Origin of the sequence: Pseudoalteromonas holothuriae (assembly GCF_945859825.1) — a bacterium.
GTDB classification, from domain to species: domain Bacteria; phylum Pseudomonadota; class Gammaproteobacteria; order Enterobacterales; family Alteromonadaceae; genus Pseudoalteromonas; species Pseudoalteromonas holothuriae.
Window position 1 is genome coordinate 307,652 of record NZ_CAMAPC010000004.1, and the last position, 19,313, is coordinate 326,964.

At 41.8% G+C, this 19,313-nt stretch carries 16 protein-coding genes and 1 riboswitch; of the genes, 6 read left to right on the forward strand and 10 right to left on the reverse strand.

Annotation, left to right across the window (positions count from 1 at the left end; translation table 11 throughout):
- From can to ilvG, 8 genes are all read right to left on the reverse strand, one after another.
- Positions 1 to 654 carry a carbonate dehydratase gene (gene can, locus OCI93_RS07820; protein WP_261594100.1) on the reverse strand — a complete coding sequence of 218 codons (654 nt, stop codon included), beginning with the start codon at positions 652 to 654 and terminating at the stop codon, positions 1 to 3.
- A complete protein-coding gene (locus OCI93_RS07825; protein ID WP_261594101.1) occupies positions 626 to 1,843 on the reverse strand; it encodes an SAM-dependent methyltransferase in 1,218 nt (405 codons plus the stop codon). Before OCI93_RS07825 ends, can begins: the two co-directional genes overlap by 29 nt.
- 33 nt (positions 1,844 to 1,876) lie before the next feature.
- Positions 1,877 to 2,962: an ABC transporter substrate-binding protein gene (locus tag OCI93_RS07830; protein ID WP_261626155.1), complete on the reverse strand. Its 1,086-nt coding sequence runs from the start codon at positions 2,960 to 2,962 to the stop codon at positions 1,877 to 1,879.
- Between the two features lie 64 nt (positions 2,963 to 3,026).
- The gene (gene ilvA, locus OCI93_RS07835) at positions 3,027 to 4,568 is read right to left on the reverse strand and encodes a threonine ammonia-lyase, biosynthetic (protein WP_261594103.1); all 1,542 of its coding nucleotides are present in this window, start codon (positions 4,566 to 4,568) and stop codon (positions 3,027 to 3,029) included.
- 2 nt (positions 4,569 to 4,570) lie between these two features.
- Positions 4,571 to 6,427 carry a dihydroxy-acid dehydratase gene (gene ilvD, locus OCI93_RS07840; RefSeq protein ID WP_261626156.1) on the reverse strand — a complete coding sequence of 619 codons (1,857 nt, stop codon included), beginning with the start codon at positions 6,425 to 6,427 and terminating at the stop codon, positions 4,571 to 4,573.
- A gap of 94 nt (positions 6,428 to 6,521) precedes the next feature.
- The gene (locus OCI93_RS07845; RefSeq protein ID WP_261594105.1) at positions 6,522 to 7,445 is read right to left on the reverse strand and encodes a branched-chain amino acid transaminase; all 924 of its coding nucleotides are present in this window, start codon (positions 7,443 to 7,445) and stop codon (positions 6,522 to 6,524) included.
- Positions 7,446 to 7,483: 38 nt separating this feature from the next.
- Positions 7,484 to 7,726: an acetolactate synthase 2 small subunit gene (gene ilvM, locus OCI93_RS07850; protein ID WP_261594106.1), complete on the reverse strand. Its 243-nt coding sequence runs from the start codon at positions 7,724 to 7,726 to the stop codon at positions 7,484 to 7,486.
- The gene (gene ilvG, locus OCI93_RS07855; protein ID WP_261594107.1) at positions 7,723 to 9,372 is read right to left on the reverse strand and encodes an acetolactate synthase 2 catalytic subunit; all 1,650 of its coding nucleotides are present in this window, start codon (positions 9,370 to 9,372) and stop codon (positions 7,723 to 7,725) included. The genes ilvM and ilvG overlap by 4 nt, the downstream gene beginning before the upstream one ends.
- A gap of 512 nt (positions 9,373 to 9,884) precedes the next feature.
- Here ilvG and OCI93_RS07860 point away from each other — a divergent pair.
- Positions 9,885 to 10,775: a TraB/GumN family protein gene (locus OCI93_RS07860; RefSeq protein ID WP_261626157.1), complete on the forward strand. Its 891-nt coding sequence runs from the start codon at positions 9,885 to 9,887 to the stop codon at positions 10,773 to 10,775.
- 219 nt (positions 10,776 to 10,994) lie between these two features.
- Here OCI93_RS07860 and OCI93_RS07865 read toward each other — a convergent pair whose 3' ends face one another.
- On the reverse strand, positions 10,995 to 12,740 hold the full coding sequence (locus OCI93_RS07865; RefSeq protein WP_261626158.1) for a response regulator: 1,746 nt from the start codon (positions 12,738 to 12,740) through the stop codon (positions 10,995 to 10,997).
- 163 nt (positions 12,741 to 12,903) lie between these two features.
- A riboswitch (Lysine riboswitch) is annotated at positions 12,904 to 13,106 on the forward strand.
- Between the two features lie 112 nt (positions 13,107 to 13,218).
- Between OCI93_RS07865 and dapA the strand changes: the two genes are divergently transcribed.
- From dapA to OCI93_RS07885, 4 genes are read left to right on the forward strand one after another with little or no spacing between them, the layout of a single operon-like run.
- Positions 13,219 to 14,103 (forward strand): 4-hydroxy-tetrahydrodipicolinate synthase, encoded by an 885-nt coding sequence (gene dapA / locus OCI93_RS07870; protein ID WP_261594110.1) that lies wholly within the window; start codon positions 13,219 to 13,221, stop codon positions 14,101 to 14,103.
- Positions 14,104 to 14,113: 10 nt separating this feature from the next.
- Positions 14,114 to 14,854, forward strand: coding sequence for a 2,3,4,5-tetrahydropyridine-2,6-dicarboxylate N-succinyltransferase (locus tag OCI93_RS07875; protein ID WP_261594111.1), 741 nt, complete (start codon positions 14,114 to 14,116; stop codon positions 14,852 to 14,854).
- Entirely contained in the window at positions 14,854 to 16,059 is a 1,206-nt protein-coding gene (locus OCI93_RS07880; protein ID WP_261626159.1) for a PLP-dependent decarboxylase, read from the forward strand. Before OCI93_RS07875 ends, OCI93_RS07880 begins: the two co-directional genes overlap by 1 nt.
- 6 nt (positions 16,060 to 16,065) lie before the next feature.
- Positions 16,066 to 17,178 carry a succinylglutamate desuccinylase/aspartoacylase family protein gene (locus OCI93_RS07885; protein WP_261626160.1) on the forward strand — a complete coding sequence of 371 codons (1,113 nt, stop codon included), beginning with the start codon at positions 16,066 to 16,068 and terminating at the stop codon, positions 17,176 to 17,178.
- Between the two features lie 107 nt (positions 17,179 to 17,285).
- On the opposite strand, the gene OCI93_RS07890 is transcribed toward OCI93_RS07885, so the two are convergent.
- The gene (locus OCI93_RS07890; protein ID WP_261594114.1) at positions 17,286 to 18,077 is read right to left on the reverse strand and encodes a hypothetical protein; all 792 of its coding nucleotides are present in this window, start codon (positions 18,075 to 18,077) and stop codon (positions 17,286 to 17,288) included.
- 170 nt (positions 18,078 to 18,247) lie between these two features.
- Here OCI93_RS07890 and OCI93_RS07895 point away from each other — a divergent pair, with 170 nt between their 5' ends.
- Complete coding sequence (locus tag OCI93_RS07895) at positions 18,248 to 19,273, forward strand: phospholipase A (protein WP_410007620.1); 1,026 nt, start codon at positions 18,248 to 18,250, stop codon at positions 19,271 to 19,273.
- Positions 19,274 to 19,313 lie beyond the last annotated feature (40 nt).

Here is a 19,313-nt window from a genome sequence, read left to right on the forward strand (position 1 = left end):
CTACAAATAGCGTTTTGCGACCTGCTCAACTGCCTGAGTGTATCCCGCATTGATATGCTCTGGTAGTGAGGTTTGTGCTTGTACTTCGTGCAATAAGCCATCTTCTAAACCATATACCCAACCATGAATCGTCAATACTTGATTACGTGCCCATGCATCCTGCACCACATTGGTTAAGCATACATTACGAACTTGATCGATAACATTCAGCTCACACAGCGCAGCACACCGTGTTTGTTTCTCAATTGATGACAACATTGCTTGATGTTTTTCTTTAACATCAGCAACATGACGTAACCAATTGTCGATTAGGCCCAACCTAGCTTCATCTAATACCGCTTGCACACCACCACACCCGTAATGCCCAACAACCATAATGTGTTCAACTTTAAGTACTTCCACAGCATATTGCATAACAGATAAACAGTTATGATCAGTATGTACAACTACATTGGCCACATTTCGGTGAACAAATAGCTCTCCCGGCATCAAATCAACGATTTCATTGGCTGGCACGCGAGAGTCTGAACACCCGATCCACAAGTAGTCTGGGTTTTGCTGACCCGATAGTTTTTTAAAAAACTCGGGGTCGCGTTGTTGGGTACGTTTAGCCCATTGCTGATTATTATCTAACAGGTGATCTAGCGAGCACATGTGTCTTCCTTTGGTTGGCCGTCGCTTGGATCAAAATATTCCTCGGCGTTAGCTGTTTATCACAAAATTCACGAAGAACAACATCATACCCATATGCCTGTAAATATAAAGCCCTATCAAGAACCAGCCAAATTTCAATAGCACGCCGAAAGGCATGCCGAACTAGCTCTATTCTATCTGTGATTCTTTTTCGCTGCTGCCCTTGATGTAAATAGCGGTCATAATCACAATTAACGGGGAGTGTGATCCCTTTTTGCGCAGCTGCCCAGCCACAAAATTGTTCAAACGATTGTGAAAAAATAGCTTTATTAACCGAAGGCACACTGATGTATTCATCAATCCCCGTGACATCTCTGTGTAATGCATCAAACCCTAAACGCCAAGTCACCTCTTTGCGTCTAACTTTGGCAATTCGCTCAGGGGCTGTAACAGTTTCTTGCAAGGCAAGTTTCATATCGCTGTGCTGTAATGCTAATGTACTGTTTTTACCGACATCACTCATTGCTTGGTATTGAACATCAGTAAACAAATGATAACAGCAAGGTGATAAGCTGATTTTTTCACAGCCTGCTTTGACCGCCTCAGTCATAAACACTTGATGTAAACGACCACATGCATGCAAAGCCACAGCATGTTGTTGCTGTTCAAAGTAAGCTTGCGTGTCATCTTTTAGTACATCAGCACAACTAAACGACATCGACAAATTTTGCTGTTTAGCACTGTATTGGCCTTGTTCACACAAGGCTGGTTGTAATTCAATGCTGTGCACATGCGGTGCGCCATTAAAAGCGAGAATACGGCCTAAATGTCCTTTGCCAGCACACCACTCTAAGATGGGAAAATGCAGTTCATCAATGTGACCAACAAAGTCTTGTAGCTGTAATAATTTTCTGCCTTTAATGCCATTGCTCAACCAAAATGGCAGTGTCTCAGAATTTGGCTTGTCAAAAGGGAGCTTTAATAGCAACTCAAGTTCTTGTAATTGTGGAATATAGTGCTGTAGTGCTTGGAGCAATTTTTCTGGAGTATTATCAAGCTCCGTAACTTGCTCATCACTGAGTGACATTAACCACTCATTCAACGTATCACTCCATGGCAAACATCGGGTTTCAAAAGCAACTAACTGCCAATAAGCTTTGGTTTGCGTCAATAAGGCATCAAGGTGATTAAATCGGTTCAATAACGGCATGTTCAACAGAGTAAGGCACACTAGGTAAAAATGCTATTCTACCTTTTTTTCATGCTGTTGTGTTGATTGCATAATACGGTACTTTAAATGACGAGAGAAAATTAAATGTAAGTAAAGGGGTACACATAGCAAAGTCAAAATAGATGCAGTAATTAACATCCACGACCATTGATAAGAATCTTCAATATTTTTAGGGTGATAAACAAAATCACCTAATGGAATTTGCTGTTTATCGAATGTATAACCATAAAGCTGTGCAATCCAATGCCAGCGATTCTCAGACATACTGCCAATGGGGATCCCAGCCTGAGTAATAAATGGGCGTAGCGTATCAGCTTCATAAGCAAGCTGTGCTTTACTTTTATCTGGGTTATATTTACTACGAATAACGTCAATGCTCTCATTCATATTTAGCATTGCATATCGCCATCCCATTAAACTCGCTGAGCGAAAATGTTCAACCATATTTGGTTTTTGCGAAAGCGTATTTTCACTGGTAAACAAAATATCACCATACACGTTAACGCCATACTGCTTTGGGCAAATCTGTCGAGTCGCAACACCCGCTTGTCGCATTTCAAAGGGCTCATTTGTTACATACACCTGTAGTGCATCATATAAACCTTTACGAAAGTCTCGCAATGGCGATAAGCCTGAATACAGTGGTAGTTTCGTTATATCAACTCCCGCTTGTTGTAGCATCACCATTAGCTCCGCATTCTCAGCTTTACCTAAATAGCTAATACGCTTTCCTTTGAAATCCTTAGGCGTATAAATGTCAGAATCTTCTTTGACCATCCAACAATAAGGGGATGACTGTAAAATAGCTGCGAGTGCTACGACAGGCTTACCCTGCATTCTAGATTGTAAAATAGCGGAGTGCGTCACACCAAAATGAGCTTGGCCAGCAAGCACTTTAAATTGCGTGTCAGGATTACTAGAGTCTGCGGGTAAAATAGTTACGTCTAACCCTGCTTGCTCATAAAACCCTTTTTCTTTTGCCATGTAATAGCCCGCAAATTGAAACTGATGGGTCCACTTAAGCTGCAACACGACGCTTTCTGTTGCACAAGCTAAACTATTTGTAATCAGTATCATTAGAGTCGCAATAATGCGCATGCTCTTCCTTGCATAGTTATGAGTGATTAATCATAACTATAGAAAAGCAAACAGCAATTGCAAATTAACTCGCGTGGCGCTGCTCGGTTATAGGTGCTTGCAAATATTGCGCAAAACATGGGTTATGTGTTTCTTCACAATAGTGATAACCCAATTGCGCTAAGTGACTATCAAAGCGCACAGCATCATGACTAGGTATATCAAATGCAGCAAGCACATTACCCTCAGCGGCACCATGGTTACGATAATGAAATAGAGTAATATTCCATTCACTACCCAAAGTGTCTAAAAATCTCGCAAGCGCCCCAGGATACTCTGGAAAATCAAAGCGAAGCAAACGCTCTTGCACTGCTACAGGTGGTTTGCCGCCAACCATATAGCGCAGATGCAACTTGGCCAATTCGTTATCTGAAAAATCTTCAAACGTATAACTATTTTTGTATAGCTGCTCTTTCAACTCATCTAACTCAATTTGCCCACCACGTAAGCCTACGCCAACAAAAATTTGCGCATCACCTTGACCTGCATAACGATAATTAAATTCAGTTATGGCACGCCCGCCCAAAGACTGACAAAAACGTTTAAAGCTGCCTTTTTCTTCTGGGATGGTCACACCAAAAAGCGCTTCATTTTTGGCACCCAGCGCTGTGCGCTCAGCAATATAGCGTAGCCTATCGAAATTCAGGTTAGCGCCCGATAAAATAGCAGCAACATTAAGACCTGTTCGCTTTGCTTGTTGGCTCCATTTCTTTAAGCCCGCCAATGATAAAGCCCCAGAGGGCTCAGCAATAGCACGAGTCTCTACAAAGATATCCTGTACTGCAGCGCATATTTCATCGCTGCTAACCGTAACGACCTGATCACAAAACTTTTGTGCTAAGCGAAAAGTTTCTGAGCCAATGATTTTTACGGCAACGCCATCAGCAAACCCACCAACCTGCTCTAATTCTACTGGTTCGCCTGCATCTAGTGCTGCTTGCAAGCAGGCACTTTCCTGTGCTTCAACACCAATAACTTGAATATCGGGTCGAAGTGATTTGATATACACAGCCATACCCGCTAGCAAACCTCCTCCTCCTACCGGAATAAACACCGCATCAAGTTCGTTAAGTTGTTGCATTAGTTCTCTGGCAACCGTCCCTTGACCAACAATGACGTCTTTATCATCAAATGGAGGAATAAATACTGCGTTATGCTGCTGTGTTAATTCAAATGCATGTGCTTTAGCTGCATCAAAATTGTGACCATGTAACACCACTTCTCCACCAAAATTTCGTACTGAGCTCACTTTTATCTCTGGTGTTGTGACAGGCATTACAATAATAGCCCGGTGCCCAAGGTGTGCGGCACTTAATGCCACCCCCTGCGCATGATTACCTGCCGATGCAGTGATCACCAGACTGCCTTTAGGTAATTGGCGTAACTTATTATAAGCACCACGTAACTTAAACGAATATACAGGCTGTTGATCCTCGCGCTTAAGCCATATATTTTGCCCTAAGCGTTCCGATAGCCCTTTCATTTCGCTCACTTCAGTTATTTTGGCAAGTGGTGATATATCAGCCTGTATTATGGCGCGAAAATAATCTAACTCTTGCGACACCATAACTAACTAAGCTCCTCTAGCTTAGCAAGATCACGTACAGCGCCTTTATCTGCACTGGTTGCCAACAAGGCATAAGCTTTAAGCGCAGGTGTAACAACTCGCTGCCTATCTAGTGGCTTATATGCATCTTTTCCTCTAGCTTCTTGCTTAGCATGACGGTCTCTCATTTGTGCATCATCAATGAGTAAATGGATACCACGATTTGGAATATCAATGTGTATTAAGTCTCCATCTTCTACTAATGCTAATGCACCACCACTGCCAGCTTCCGGTGAAGCATGGCCAATAGATAACCCCGACGTACCACCAGAAAAACGACCATCAGTAAGCAGGGCACAATCTTTATCTAACCCCATCGACTTTAAATAACTTGTTGGATATAGCATCTCTTGCATACCAGGACCACCTTTAGGCCCTTCATAGCGTATAACAACCACGTCACCCTTTTTAACACGGCCATTCAAAATACCTTCAACCGCGTCATCTTGTGACTCAAATACAACTGCTGGACCAGTAAAATCAAGCATTTCATCAACAACACCAGCACTTTTTACAATACATCCATCAGGTGTTAGATTTCCCGACAAGACAGCTAAACCACCATCTTGGCGAAAAGCATGTTCAATGCTTCGAATGCACCCATTTTCACGGTCTAAATCTAATTCATCCCATCGGCATTCTTGACTCATTGCCTTAGTTGTGCGGATTCCAGCAGGTCCAGCACGATAAAATTTCTGCGCTTTTTCATTGCTGCGGTCTGCTGCATCCCAACGCGTTAATACCTCACCTAATGTGCCCCCCGCAACATGGCCTGCATTTAAATCGAGTCGGCCACCCTTAGCAAGTTCATTGAGCAGCGCCATGATACCACCCGCACGGTGAACATCTTCGATATGATATTGTTGCGTTGCAGGTGCCACTTTACATAAAAATGGCGTATTACGAGACAGGCGATCAATATCGTCCATATCAAAGTCAACACCACCTTCTTGAGCTGCTGCTAACAAATGAAGTACTGTATTTGATGAACCACCCATAGCAATATCTAATGTCATAGCATTAGTAAATGCAGCCTGGTTGGCTATATTTCTAGGTAAAGCAGCCTCATTATCTTTACGATAATACTCATCACACAATGCTAAAATACGTTTGCCCGCTGCAACATACAGCTGGTGTCTGTCTTTATGCGTTGCAAGCGTAGTACCATTACCTGGCAATGCCAGTCCCAACGCTTCTAACAAACAGTTCATTGAATTTGCGGTAAACATGCCTGAACAAGACCCGCAAGTAGGACACGCAGAACGCTCAACTTGCTCAGACTCTTCATCGCTTACTGAAGGGTCAGCGCCTTTAACCATTGCATCAACTAGGTCTAATTTTATATCAATATCAGCTAAACGGGTTTTACCCGCTTCCATTGGGCCACCAGATACAAATACCACAGGAATATTTAAACGCAGCGCGGCGAGTAGCATCCCAGGGGTAATTTTATCGCAGTTAGAGATACACACCATCGCATCGGCACAATGTGCATTAACCATATATTCAACCGAATCAGCAATGAGATCCCTTGACGGTAATGAATACAACATGCCTCCATGCCCCATCGCAATACCATCATCAATAGCAATGGTATTAAACTCTCGAGGCACGCCGCCGGCATCGCGAATCGTTTCAGCCATAAGTTCGCTAAGCTGATTTAAGTGCACATGACCTGGTACAAATTGAGTGTAAGAGTTAACAACTGCGATAATCGGTTTTTCGAAGTCACTATCAGTCATACCTGTTGCACGCCACAGGGCTCTTGCACCTGCTTGTTGTCTACCTTCTGTGGTTGTCTTACTTCTTAACTTAGCCATAATGTTCACCTTATAATTTGCGATGCAGCTTTTGGTTGCAGCGGCTTTCCTCATTCCCGAAATAGACCACCTTCAGGTAGCCTGCAGTTGTTTATTAATCGTTTATGTAATCTAACCAGCCATTGCTGTCTTCGCTTTGGCCCTTAACCAAATCAAAATAGGCTTGCTGTAACTCTTGCGTGATAGGTCCACGCTTACCATCGCCAATTTGAATTTGATCAACACTTCGAACAGGTGTCACTTCAGCAGCCGTCCCTGTCATAAAGAACTCATCAGCTAAGTATAATGCTTCACGTGCAATAGACTCTTCGCGCACCTCATAGCCGCGTTCACGGGCTAGCTTCATAATAGTGTCACGCGTTAAGCCTGGTAAAATGCAAGCTGTTGTTGGTGGCGTAAACAGCACGCCATTTTTAATTACAAATAGATTTTCACCCGCTCCTTCGCTTAAGTAGCCGTTTACATCCAAAGCAATGCCTTCAACATAACCGTGGCGTTTTGCTTCAGCTGTTATGAGCTGTGATGATAAATAGTTACCACCTGCTTTTGCCCCTGTAGGCATCGTGTTTGGCGCTAAACGTGTCCACGATGAAATACACGCATCAACACCTTGCTCCAAACTTCCATCTCCTAGATAAGTGCCCCATTCCATCGCCGCAACGCTAACATCAGCTTTATGTGACTTTGGATGAACACCCAACCCAACATTGCCTAAAAAAGCAAAAGGACGTAAATACGCATTAGTAAAACCATTAGCTTTTACTGCGTCTTTGCAAGCCTGCATAAGCTGGGCTTCAGTAAACGGGATTTCCATACGATAGATTTTTGCCGAGTCAAATAAACGCTTTATATGATCTTTTAAACGGAAGATAGCTGGACCCTTTGCTGTTTCATAAGCACGCACGCCTTCAAATACAGAGCTACCATAGTGTAATGCATGGCTTAGAATATGCGTTGTCGCTTGCTCATACGGGATCATGTCGCCATTGTGCCAAATCAGTTCCGATGTTTTTGTCATTATGTAATACCTTGATTATTCTTTATTAAATTAATTTCTTAAATCGCCTGTTGCTGTAGCGTGTGCAAATTCACATGTTGCACTTCCACAAGCTTACTCAGTTGTGACGTTAATAGATAGATAGGCTTGTCACTGTCGACTGTCATTTTGACATGAAACAACTCATCTTTACCTTCAAGTTCCATATGCGTTAAACGAAAACCTCGATGACGGGCAACTCTTAAAAAACGTTCTACCGCGATGGCTTGGTTTTTAACAGCAACTGTTAATTGATGTTTCATTGTGCTTTCTCCGTCATCATTTCATCATTTGCAGCACCTGGTGGAACCAGAGGCCATACGTTTTCTTTATCATCAATACAGGCATGTAATATATAAGGCCCTTGTGAACTCACTAAAGCATCAATTGCCTCATCAACTTCATCGGCACGGGTAATGGTTTGTCCTGCAATACCAAATACCGCAGCTAATGCCACAAAATCAGGGTTATCAGATAGGTTTGTTTCACTATAACGCCCTTCAAAAAACAATTGCTGCCACTGACGAACCATACCCAAACGCTGATTATCTATAATCACGATTTTGACTGGTAAATTGTTACGGCGAATGGTTGCCAACTCTTGAATATTCATCATGATCGACCCATCTCCAGATACAGTCACAACCATATCATTGGGCCTTGCGATTTGCGCACCGATAGCTGCAGGCAAACCAAACCCCATGGTACCTGCGCCACCACTACTTAAGTGGTTTGTTGGATGGCTAAATTTCATATGTTGTGCAACCCACATCTGATGCTGGCCAACATCACAACATACCACGCTAGTATTAGGCATTTTTAAACTAAGTTGATTCAATAAGTAAGGGGCAAATACATGCTCACCTGGGTAGTCATAACGCCACGCGTGCTTTACTTTCAACTCTTTAATTGTATTAAGCCATTCACTATCGGTGACAAAGCAGCTCAGCTGTGGAATAGATTGCTTTAAGTCTGCTATCAAAGACGCTTGTGCAGGTTTGCGTTTACCTACTTCAGCTGGGTCTATGTCTAAATGAATTACATCCGCTTTAGAGGCAAATTTAGCTAAGTTACCAGTAACACGGTCATCAAATCGAGCACCGATACACACCAGTAAATCACATTCTTGTACTGCGATGTTTGCGGCCTGACCACCATGCATGCCCAGCATCCCCAGTTCATATTCATAATCTGGTAACACGCTGCCTAATGCTTTTAAAGTAGAAACAGCTGGCATTTGGGTTTTATTTAAAAATTGCATCAATTCATTTTGAGCATCCGCATTTTGCACGCCGCCACCAACGTACGCCACTGGGCGCTTAGCTTGCGATAACAGTACTTCAGCCTTTTGCACTTCACTCGACAAGACTGTAAGCGCAGCCTCATCTTGCGCTAACCAAGGATGAAATGGCACCTGAGCCAACTGAATATCTTTAGGAATATCAACTAATACAGGCCCCGGCCGCCCTGATTGTGCAAGGTGCATAGCTTCTTGCAATACCTCTGCTAAATCTTCAGCTCGTTCAACCATATAACTATGTTTGGTGCATGATAACGACATACCAAGTACATCGATTTCTTGAAAAGCATCTGAGCCGATAGCCGCTGTAGGCACCTGACCGGTAATAGCTAGTAATGGTACTGAATCCATCATCGCATCAGCCAGTGCAGTAACAAGGTTTGTCGCTCCTGGCCCTGAAGTCGCAAAACAAACCCCTAGATTGCCTGTACTACGAGCATACCCTACAGCCGCAAAGCCAGCTCCCTGTTCATGCCGTGTTAGATAATGCTTAACTGGCGCACCGTACAACGCATCATAAATTGGCATTATTGCGCCACCTGGGTAGCCAAATACCTCTTTGATGCCCTGCTTGGCTAATAAATCGATTAATAGTTGTGCGCCTGTCATTGTCATCCCCATTGCCAATTGCTTGCTGGTTGTTAGTTAAATTTTGACCTTAAAACGAAAAAGCCCCCCGAACTTTTCAGTGCGGGGGGCTTTCACTAATACTTTTCTTACAGCACTAGCGAGCCCCCGCGGTAATAATAATCACCACGTTGATAATCACGACTAGAGTAAGTGCTGTTTTTAGCATTGCTTATATCACCAAATAAATTTTTTACTAAGGGAGTGTCATTGTGCACTCGCCCTATTCCTTTTTCTATTAGTAACCCGCGAGTAACTTTAAGTCAACCTTAAAATCTATGCTTAATTTAAATGTAATAAACCAAAAATAAGATTAAAAATCTAGTAAAGACTACTTTATTGAAAATAAAATTCATACTTATCACAAATCATTTAATAATTAATTGTATACGCTCATTTTTCAACAGAGCTAATTTCACAAAAAGTGACATGAGTTTTTATGAAATACTCACTTATGTGCTTAAAATAGGGCTCTTCACCTATTAAGGATTGTTATGTACTTGCTTTTATTACGCGTAAGTGTTGCTAGCATATTTTTTATTGCTTGTTTGTTTAGCCAATTTTCTAATGCCAACCCAGCGTTATTTAAACTCGAAAAAAATGGTATCACTTCTTATTTATTTGGCACTGTTCATGTCGGTACACCAGATATGAAGGCACTACCAAAAAACGTCATGCAAGCGATTGAAGCCAGCGAAAAAGTGGTTGTTGAAGTCGATTTAGAGACGCTTTCCCCTATGCAGGTCCAAAAAGTATCAAAGTCCTATATGCAGCTACCAAAGGGTAAAACACTCGCTGATATGATAAGTCTTGAGAACTACCAAAAACTAAAAAACTATTTTGCCCAAGTGGGAATTAATATTACTCACTTTAGCTCTCACCGACCATGGGCTGTCATGATCACTTTACTACAACTTGAATATCAAAAATTAGGGTTCAGTGAGCAATACGGCATAGATAAACAAGTACTCGCTTACGCCTCAAAAAAGCATAAAAAAGTACTTGGGCTTGAAACGCTCGAGCAACAACTCACCATGCTCAGCTCTTTAGAAGCGTTAAATAACGAGATGTTTAATGAAACCTTTAAGCACTTAAATGACATTGAGTTCTATTTTGTTGACTTAGTAACAGCTTGGAAAACAGGAGATATGGACAAGCTATCTCATTACTATCAATTAAGTTTTGATGACTCTAAATATGGTCAATTTTCAGAGCAAGTAATGTTAACTAGCCGCAACAATCAATGGGTACAAACACTCACTCCGCTGCTAACACAACAATCCCTATTCATTGCCGTTGGTGCACTACACTTACCAGAGCAATATGGTTTAATAAACCAGTTTAAAAAAGTAGGTTTTAAGGTAACTAACCTCAGCTCTGGATAAGCGAATTTGCCCAAAAAAGCTTTTTTTCTCACTCTCGGCGTTGCTTTCATTTGTAATAGCCCGCTATTACTACATAAAAGCGCCTTGATATTGAAAAAAATATCTTCATTGGATTGTACGTAATGTTTGTTTGCAAAATATTCTCTATTCCAAAATCCTTATCCAAACCTGAGGTTAACTAAATTATAATAAATGGGGCGCTTTGCCCCATTATAACAATTATGTACATTCACTCGCGCTTATCACCCCTAAACGCAGCAACATGTCAGTGAGTTTATCCTGTTGCAGCGGCTTAACAATATATTCATTTGCACCCAATCGGATTGCTTTGGCTATATCTTGTGGCTCATCATTTGCTGTTACAACAATGATAGTGATATCAAGGGTTAGCATTGTACGTATATGATCTATCGCTTCATAGCCATCCATATAGGGCATATTCAAGTCCATAAAAATAACATCGAACGATCGCGACGCTAATATCTCTACTGCTGCTTTACCATGACTAACGTGCTGTACGTCAAAGCCTAAATTACTCAGTTGCTTTTGAAGTATCACCGCATTAATAGCATTATCTTCCACTAATAGTGCCTTTGCCCCATGCGCATTTATTTGCCGCTCACTAGTGCCATTATCAGCTAAAATTACAGGAATACTAAAGCTAACACACGCCCCACCATTTGGACGGTTAAAAAACTTAAACTCCCCTGACATAGCGTTTACCAACCACTGACATCGTACCAAGCCCAATTGCATCCCTTGAAAATGGTTGTCGATTTTTTCATGATCATTCAAAGTACTTAGTAGTTCCTCATCAAACCCAAAACCTTGATCAATCACTTGTATCTTTAAATATGCCTGCATCTGCAAAGTATGAACTTTAACGACTAACAGGATCTCTCCTGAATCATTAAATTTAATCGCATTGTCAATTAACTGTGAGCAGACCCACGCAAGGTGTTGGTGATCGCACTGAAGCTGCGTATTACCTATACCATCCATTTGCACAGTTAACGTTAAGCCTTTTTTTTGTGCCGAGAGTTTGTAGGGAGCCGCGACCATTTCAATCGTTGTCTTTAACTTCGCATAACTATTTTGAATTTTAATTTTTTCATTAGACCAACGGCTAAAGTCATGCATCTCATTAATTAATACATTTAATTGGTTAGCAGATGTAACAGCTTGTTCCAATTGATGAACTTGCCTTTCTTGTCGATACAAGTCCAGATAACCTAAAATGGATTGCAAAGGGGTACGCAATTCATGACTCGCCCTCGCCAAAAAACGCGACTTGATACTTAATGCCTGTTCAGTTTCATTTTTTTGAAACTTAAGTTCATTAATACCAGCCAAAATTTGTGCTTCCATTGGACGAAATATCAACTTAGCTTCTAGTATCAATAACAGCATTGCCAGTAACCAAATGCCACTTTCAACATACCTTAAACGCTGTACCCCTTGATTAGATTGTTGTTCAAATAACTGTACGGCTCTATCAAGATCCACCAGTAAAGCTTGAGATATCATGTAAAGCTCATTTAATTCTCTTTGTTCGGTGGGCTGAAAGTTACGAATACGCTGAACAAACTCTCGACTTCGTTGGTCCAGCATAACTGGTTTTGAAAAGTACCATCTATTTAACTGTTCGGAGAAAAAGTTACCTTCGGCATTTAAATCAACCAGAAATTCATGATTTTGTGCGAACAAATTAATACTGGTTTGTAACTCACCATTCACGCTTTGCATAGCAACAGTGGACTCACTAATACTTGCTAAGCGATGTGCTTTTAGCAGCACTTTTTGCGACAACATCCGCTGCATGCCTGCAATGTTGATAATCTTTGCATCTTGCTGTTTTTCAAACAATAAAAACTGCATCAAGCCAGCAGCCATAGAGACCAAAAGTGCCATAGCTAATAACGCAAAAATGTAACGTACGCGCACCGCTTTAATTATTTTTAACATAAGATTATTTGATACAACCCCACTTTGCTTTGCCGCAGTTTAGTGCCTTAAAAAAGTGTAGCCTAATTTATAGAGAATAGGGTTTCATCACTTGACACCTAGAAGGCTAAAGTGTTTCAATGCGCGCTCACCCTATTTTGTGGTCAAGGTTTTACCTTGGCCAAGGGCTGGAAGAGGTGCGTTATTCAGGTAACTTTGTTGAGGAGAGCAAACTCCGATGAAACTGAGTGAGGGGAATTAACGCCGAGAAGTCAACAGTGCTTTGCTAAGCTGTTACTTCGGGCGACTGGGTTGAATCCCAGCGACTGTCACCAAGTGCTGTTCACATTAACAAGCACATAATTTTGGTGGAGAGCTTCTGGTCTTAAAATAATAAGGCCATTTGCCTTGTCATTTTTAAGTCCATTGCTCTTCGAATTTTAACTGTTCGAGGTGTGGACTCACTCCTTACTACGAACACGCTATAAGTTCGCTAGAGATGAAATCACAATTAGATTTATCTGACTATCCGTTATGGACCGCTTTGGTTACGCCCTTTGATGCGCTTAACCAAGTTGACTATGACACATTAAAAACGCTCGTTAATGAGCAACAACAAGCAAATAATGGCATTTTGCTTTTAGGCAGTACGGGCGAAGGCTTGGCACTTGAAATAAGTGAACAACGCGCTATTGTCGAATATGTTTGCTCGCTGTCCCTTTGCGTACCTATCATGGTTGCGGTTGGTGGCTTTAATCTAACGCAGCAATTAGCTTGGCTAGAATTTTGCAATACGCAACCCATTGATGCCTACTTACTGGGTTCCCCTTTGTATGCCAAGCCCGGCGAGGTAGGTCAAACCCAGTGGTTTGAAGCACTACTCAGCGCAACTCAACGCCCTTGTATGCTTTATAATGTCCCTGGTAGAAGTGCCGTCTCCATCACCGCAAAAGTTATAAAAAACTTAACACATTACAATAACTTCTGGGCTATTAAAGAAGCCAGTGGCGACATTGCAACTTTTGAATCTTTCCGTGATGCCGCACCCAATATTGCTATTTACAGTGGCGATGATGGCTTAATGCCTTATTTTGCTCAAGCGGGTGCCGCTGGCTTAGTGTCTGTCGCTGCTAATGCATGGCCAGAGCAAACAGCCGAATTCGTTAGGCGCTCTCTTGCTGGTACCTTTCCAAACTTATTTACCACTTGGACTGGTGCGGTGAATAGTTTATTTACTGTTGCAAACCCAATTCCCGTTAAAGTGCTAATGCATACCCAAGGCAGGCTTTCAACCCCTAATCTACGCCCCCCCTTAACGCACCAAGAGCTGTCATGTAACCAAGCTCTTAACATCGCAAACAAATCAATTTTATCTTGGAATTAAGGCAATTATCATGAGCTGGTTAGAATTATTAAATAATTTAGAAAATGGCACTGTGCGTGCAGCAACACAAGACGAACAAGGCCATTGGCATGCCAATGTAGAAGTTAAGCAAGGCATATTAGAGGCATTTAAAAACGGGACCAATACTGAGTTCCCCGGTGGCTTTGTCGATAAAGATAATCTGGCGCCTCAAGGTTTTTCTGCTAATGCAGGTGTGCGTATGGTGCCAGGAGGTACGAGTGTGCGTCGAGGTTCTTATGTCGCATCAGGCACTATTATTATGCCACCAGCCTACGTTAATATCGGCGCTTATATTGATGAAGGAACTATGGTTGATAGTCATGCGTTAGTAGGCTCTTGTGCTCAGGTAGGCAAAAATGTTCACCTTAGTGCAGCCGTACAATTAGGCGGTGTACTTGAGCCAATTGGCGCAAGTCCAGTGGTGATTGAAGATGACGCATTTATTGGCGCAGGGTGCGTGATTGTTGAAGGCGTTGTAGTTAAAAAAGGCGCAGTACTTGCCCCTGGCGTGCGCTTATCAGCCACGATCCCCGTTTATGATTGCATCAACGAACGAGTACTAGATAAAGGTGAAGCGATCCCTGAAAACGCCATCGTGATCCCGGGCTCTCGTCCATCTTCAAGCACTTGGGGCCGCGAGCAAGGTTTAAGCATGTCTTGCGCACTTATCGTAAAATACCGTGATAAGCAAAGCGATGCCTCATTAGAATTGGAAGAGGTATTACGATAATGTCGTTTTTGAGCACCGCACACCGCCAAGTGATTGAACAAATCACACAGACTGAGCAAGCGCCGTTTTTTGTCTACGACTTAGACGGCTTGCTATCACATTTAAAACCATTGACTGAACAGTCTGTAGTTAAATTGTGGTATGCCGTTAAAGCTAACCCCTTATCAAAAGTGATCCAAACTTTAGACAAGGCAGGGTTTGACTTTGATGTTGCAAGCGCTGGCGAACTTGAACAAGTCTTAGCACAAGGCGTTAGTTCATCTCGGGTGCTCAACACCGGACCTGCTAAATCAAAAAGGCAGATCCAATACTTTTTGTCACAAGGGGTGCGAACCTTTGTGGCAGAAAGTCTCAACCAAGTTAATTTACTCAACCTAACTGCCTGCGAACAAGAACTTGAATTACAAGTTTTATTGCGCGTACAGTTACGTTGGCCTGAGGGTGAAAAAAACCCACTAGGTGGTGATAGTCTGACCCCATTTGGTTTAGGCATTGAACAATGGCAAGCACTCGATATTACTGCTTTTCCAGCTTTGCATTTTACCGGCCTTCATATCTTTCAGTGGGGTAATATGCTGAGTACCCCAAAGCTGGCAGCACTTTGGTCGCAAATGGTAGAACCACTTGTTACACTAGCAAACACCCTTGGTTTTAAATTAAAGGTACTCGACTTAGGCGGTGGGCTAGGTATTCCATATCATGAATACGATGCTTGTTTAAACTGGCCACATTTGCTGGACGCACTCGCCTCTATTAAAGCGGCTGCTGGGGTTGATGAACTTTGGATGGAACTTGGTCGCTATGCCGTGGGTGAATATGGTCACTATGTTGACCCTATAATAGAGCAAAAACAAAACTATGGAGAACACCAACTAATTATAGCGGGCGGCATTAATCATATATTACGCCCAGCAGTAACCAGTCAAGATTTTCCATGTGAGTTACTTAGGCAGTCAGCCGCCCCAACAAGCAGTTACTTGCTGCATGGGCCTTTATGCACCGCACTTGACCATTTAGGTCGCCATAATTTACCCAATGATATGCATGATAACGATTGGATAGTATTTAGCCAGTGTGGTGCGTACGGCTTTACTGAGAGTATGCCGTTTTTCTTATGTCACGAGTTACCTGCCGAATATGTGATTGAAAACAATACTGTCAACTGCATTCGAACGTCGCAGTCCGCAAGTACTTATTTAAGGTAGCGTACTATGAACCAAGTGTATCAAGAGAATATTCAAGTTGGAGAAGTCGCCAACGGCCTGCCTCTGACCATTCCCGTCTATCGAATAAAAGGCAATGGTACTGGTCCTAAAGTGTATATTCAAGCCAATATGCACGGTGCGGAAGTACAAGGCAATGCCGTAATTTATCAATTGCTGGAGCAATTAAAACAGCAACCACTTACTGCTGATATCACCCTAGTACCTTATGCCAACCCTATTGGATGCAACCAAAAATCAGGAGAATTTACCTTAGGACGCTTTGACCCAATTACAGGTGTTAATTGGAATCGCATGTACCACAACCATGACGCACTCATTGAGCACTTTGTAGAGCAGCACCTTGAAAGCCCTATTAGCGATATTAAGCAACAGTTTCATGCACTACTGGTTGAGAAAACTCAAAACTTGCTTAATGGACCTGCACATAGTATTAATACTGGAAAGCGTATTGCGTTGAACTTACAACGCTTAGCCCATAATGCAGACATTGTATTAGATTTACATACTGGCCCCATTTCTGCTCAACATTTATATTGCCCTGAGTATGCACAAAGCAGTGCAAGTTACTTCGATATACCTCACACCCTTCTCATTCCCAATGAATTTGATGGGGCATTGGATGAAGCCAGTTTTTGCCCTTGGTGGGGTTTGAGTGACGCATTCAAAGCACGAGGCAGAGAAATACCGATATTAGTAGAAGCTTTTACTGTAGAACTTGGCTCACAAGAGAAAATTGATTTAGCTCAAGCAGCTGAAGATGCACAAGGAATATTGAGCTACCTGACTCACAAAGAAGTACTATTAAACTCTCCTTATAAACCAAAACCGATGAAACGCTTTGCCTGTATGCTTAAAGATTATAAAGCATACTATGCCCCTATGGGCGGCATGGTTGAATATAGTGCTGAACTGGGTGCTCACCTAAAAGCAGGTGAACCCATTGCATATATTCTGAGAATGGAGCGCTACCTGGCCGAGGAGCCACTACATACATTAACTATTGAGCAAGATGCGATTGCTATTTTGCACTTTGCATCCGCCTCGGTCAATCAAGGCACTGAGCTGTATAAATTCTTTACTCATTACTTTGAATTGTAATAGTTACAAAAAATTGCGTGAGAGTAAGCAGGCTTTGGCAAGCTTACTAAGGTGTGGCGGCATGTGCCGCCAGCCTTTTTTATCTTTATGTAACAAAGTGCCCACACTTACTGCTTCGTAAAGTATTTAACTGTATTGTAAAATTCGGCACCATTTAACGTATCAATAGCTGTAAACACCGCTCGATACTCACCAGCAGGAAACCAAGGTTTAACATCTAATGCCCAGTTTTGCATCGTAAGACTTTGCCCTGCTAATAATTTATGTGTTTTAGGAATATCAATATTGCGCACCTCACCATTTGGAAAGGTAACGTAAACAAAAGATTCAACCAATGCAGGCTCTGTAGCGAGGTTTTTAATAAATTTAGTAAAAAAGAGCTGCCCTCCCTGTGCTGAAACAGAAGGATTTAAAATGCTATCTTCTGGTGTGAACCTGATTGTTAGCGCACCTTGTGGTTGAACAACCTCAGCAGTAAAGCCAATAACTACTTTGAAATTAGCTGCAAAGCTCCCGCCCAGATCAACATAAATTGAGTCTGCATCAAACATCACTTGGCTTCGTGCAAGATCACTACTAATTAAATTTGCATCAGATAATTTGCCATTAAATCCTCTAAATACATAGCCATCAAATGTGCTGCCACTGACCCCTTCAAAAGCACTGCCAGCAAAGAATTCAATGGTTATTTTATTCTGCTCAATATCTATATTTGCATATTGAGATACCACCTTATCCGATACCCCTTGTGCTACAACGGTTGTCACTGGTGCCACATCATAATCAACATCGACACTGGGATAAGCACGATGAATATCAATCGCAGAACCTACAATATTTGCGTAACTTGGGAACGTTATTAGCATCAAAAATATGATTGCGCTGAACTTTTTTATCATTTTTCTTTTCCTGTTATAAATATATTTTTAAATACAAAGCATATGAAACCAAACATTACCATGGTCTATAATGCATTGCCTGTTAAACCTTACCGCAACGTATAATTATTCCGCAACACCTGTAAAGCTATGTATAATTAGCGTTAAAATATTTGATGGAACAATAATTGATGAAGCTACACCTTTATATTCTTAGTACCTTACTCTTGATTTCTTCTTCGCATACAATGGCAAACAAGTCACAAGACGATGATGAAATTGACTTAGTCAAACAGTGTATTTTAAATGGGGTGCTCTCTGGCGATCAGAATAAAACGATTGCCCAACTTAAAACACAGTGCGCCGAGTTAGAGGCTGCACAGAAGCTGAGTGCACTTGATAAAAGAGTGGCTAGAGAACAAATTACGCAAAAAAACCGCAATGTGATTACGCCACACCATCGTAATTATATTTTACCTGTATCTTATATCAGCAACCCGAACAATCGACCCTTTAGTGGCTTGCGTGCAATTGATAATGAACAAGGTGAGCCTTTAGACAATGTTGAAGTAAAATATCAAATCTCACTAAAGGTTCCTGTTTACACCGGATTTTCTGACCCAGATCAAGCCGTATATATGGGTTTTACCTTGCAATCATTTTGGCAGTTTTATAACAAAGATATCTCGTCACCATTTCGTGAAACGAACTACGAACCAGAATTATTTTGGATAAACTTCTTAGATGATGAAAATGTGCTCTGGGGTGATGAAATGGCCGTTGTATTAGGTATATCACATCAATCTAACGGCCGCAGCCAACCAAACTCTCGCTCTTGGAATCGTTTATATGCTAATTTCATATGGGAAAACAATGGCTTTGTGTTTAGTTTCAAGCCCTGGTATAGGCTCCCAGAAGATGAGAAAGAAGATAAGCTAATCGCAAAAGGCGATGACAACCCTGATATTTATAAATACATGGGCTATTTTGAGTTTAGTGGTGTGTATCGCCATGAACAACATGAATTTGGCTTCATGACGCGTAACAACCTGAACAGTGATAATAAAGGCGCAATTCAACTTGATTGGTCATTCCCTATTTGGGGAAGGTTACGCGGCTATGCGCAATATTTTAATGGCTATGGTGAGAGCATGATTGATTATAACGCGCATGTTCAGCGCTTTGGCGTGGGGATTTTACTTACTGATATTTTATAGCAAAGTGTGTATTTATAATAAAAAGGCAGCCAAATAGGGC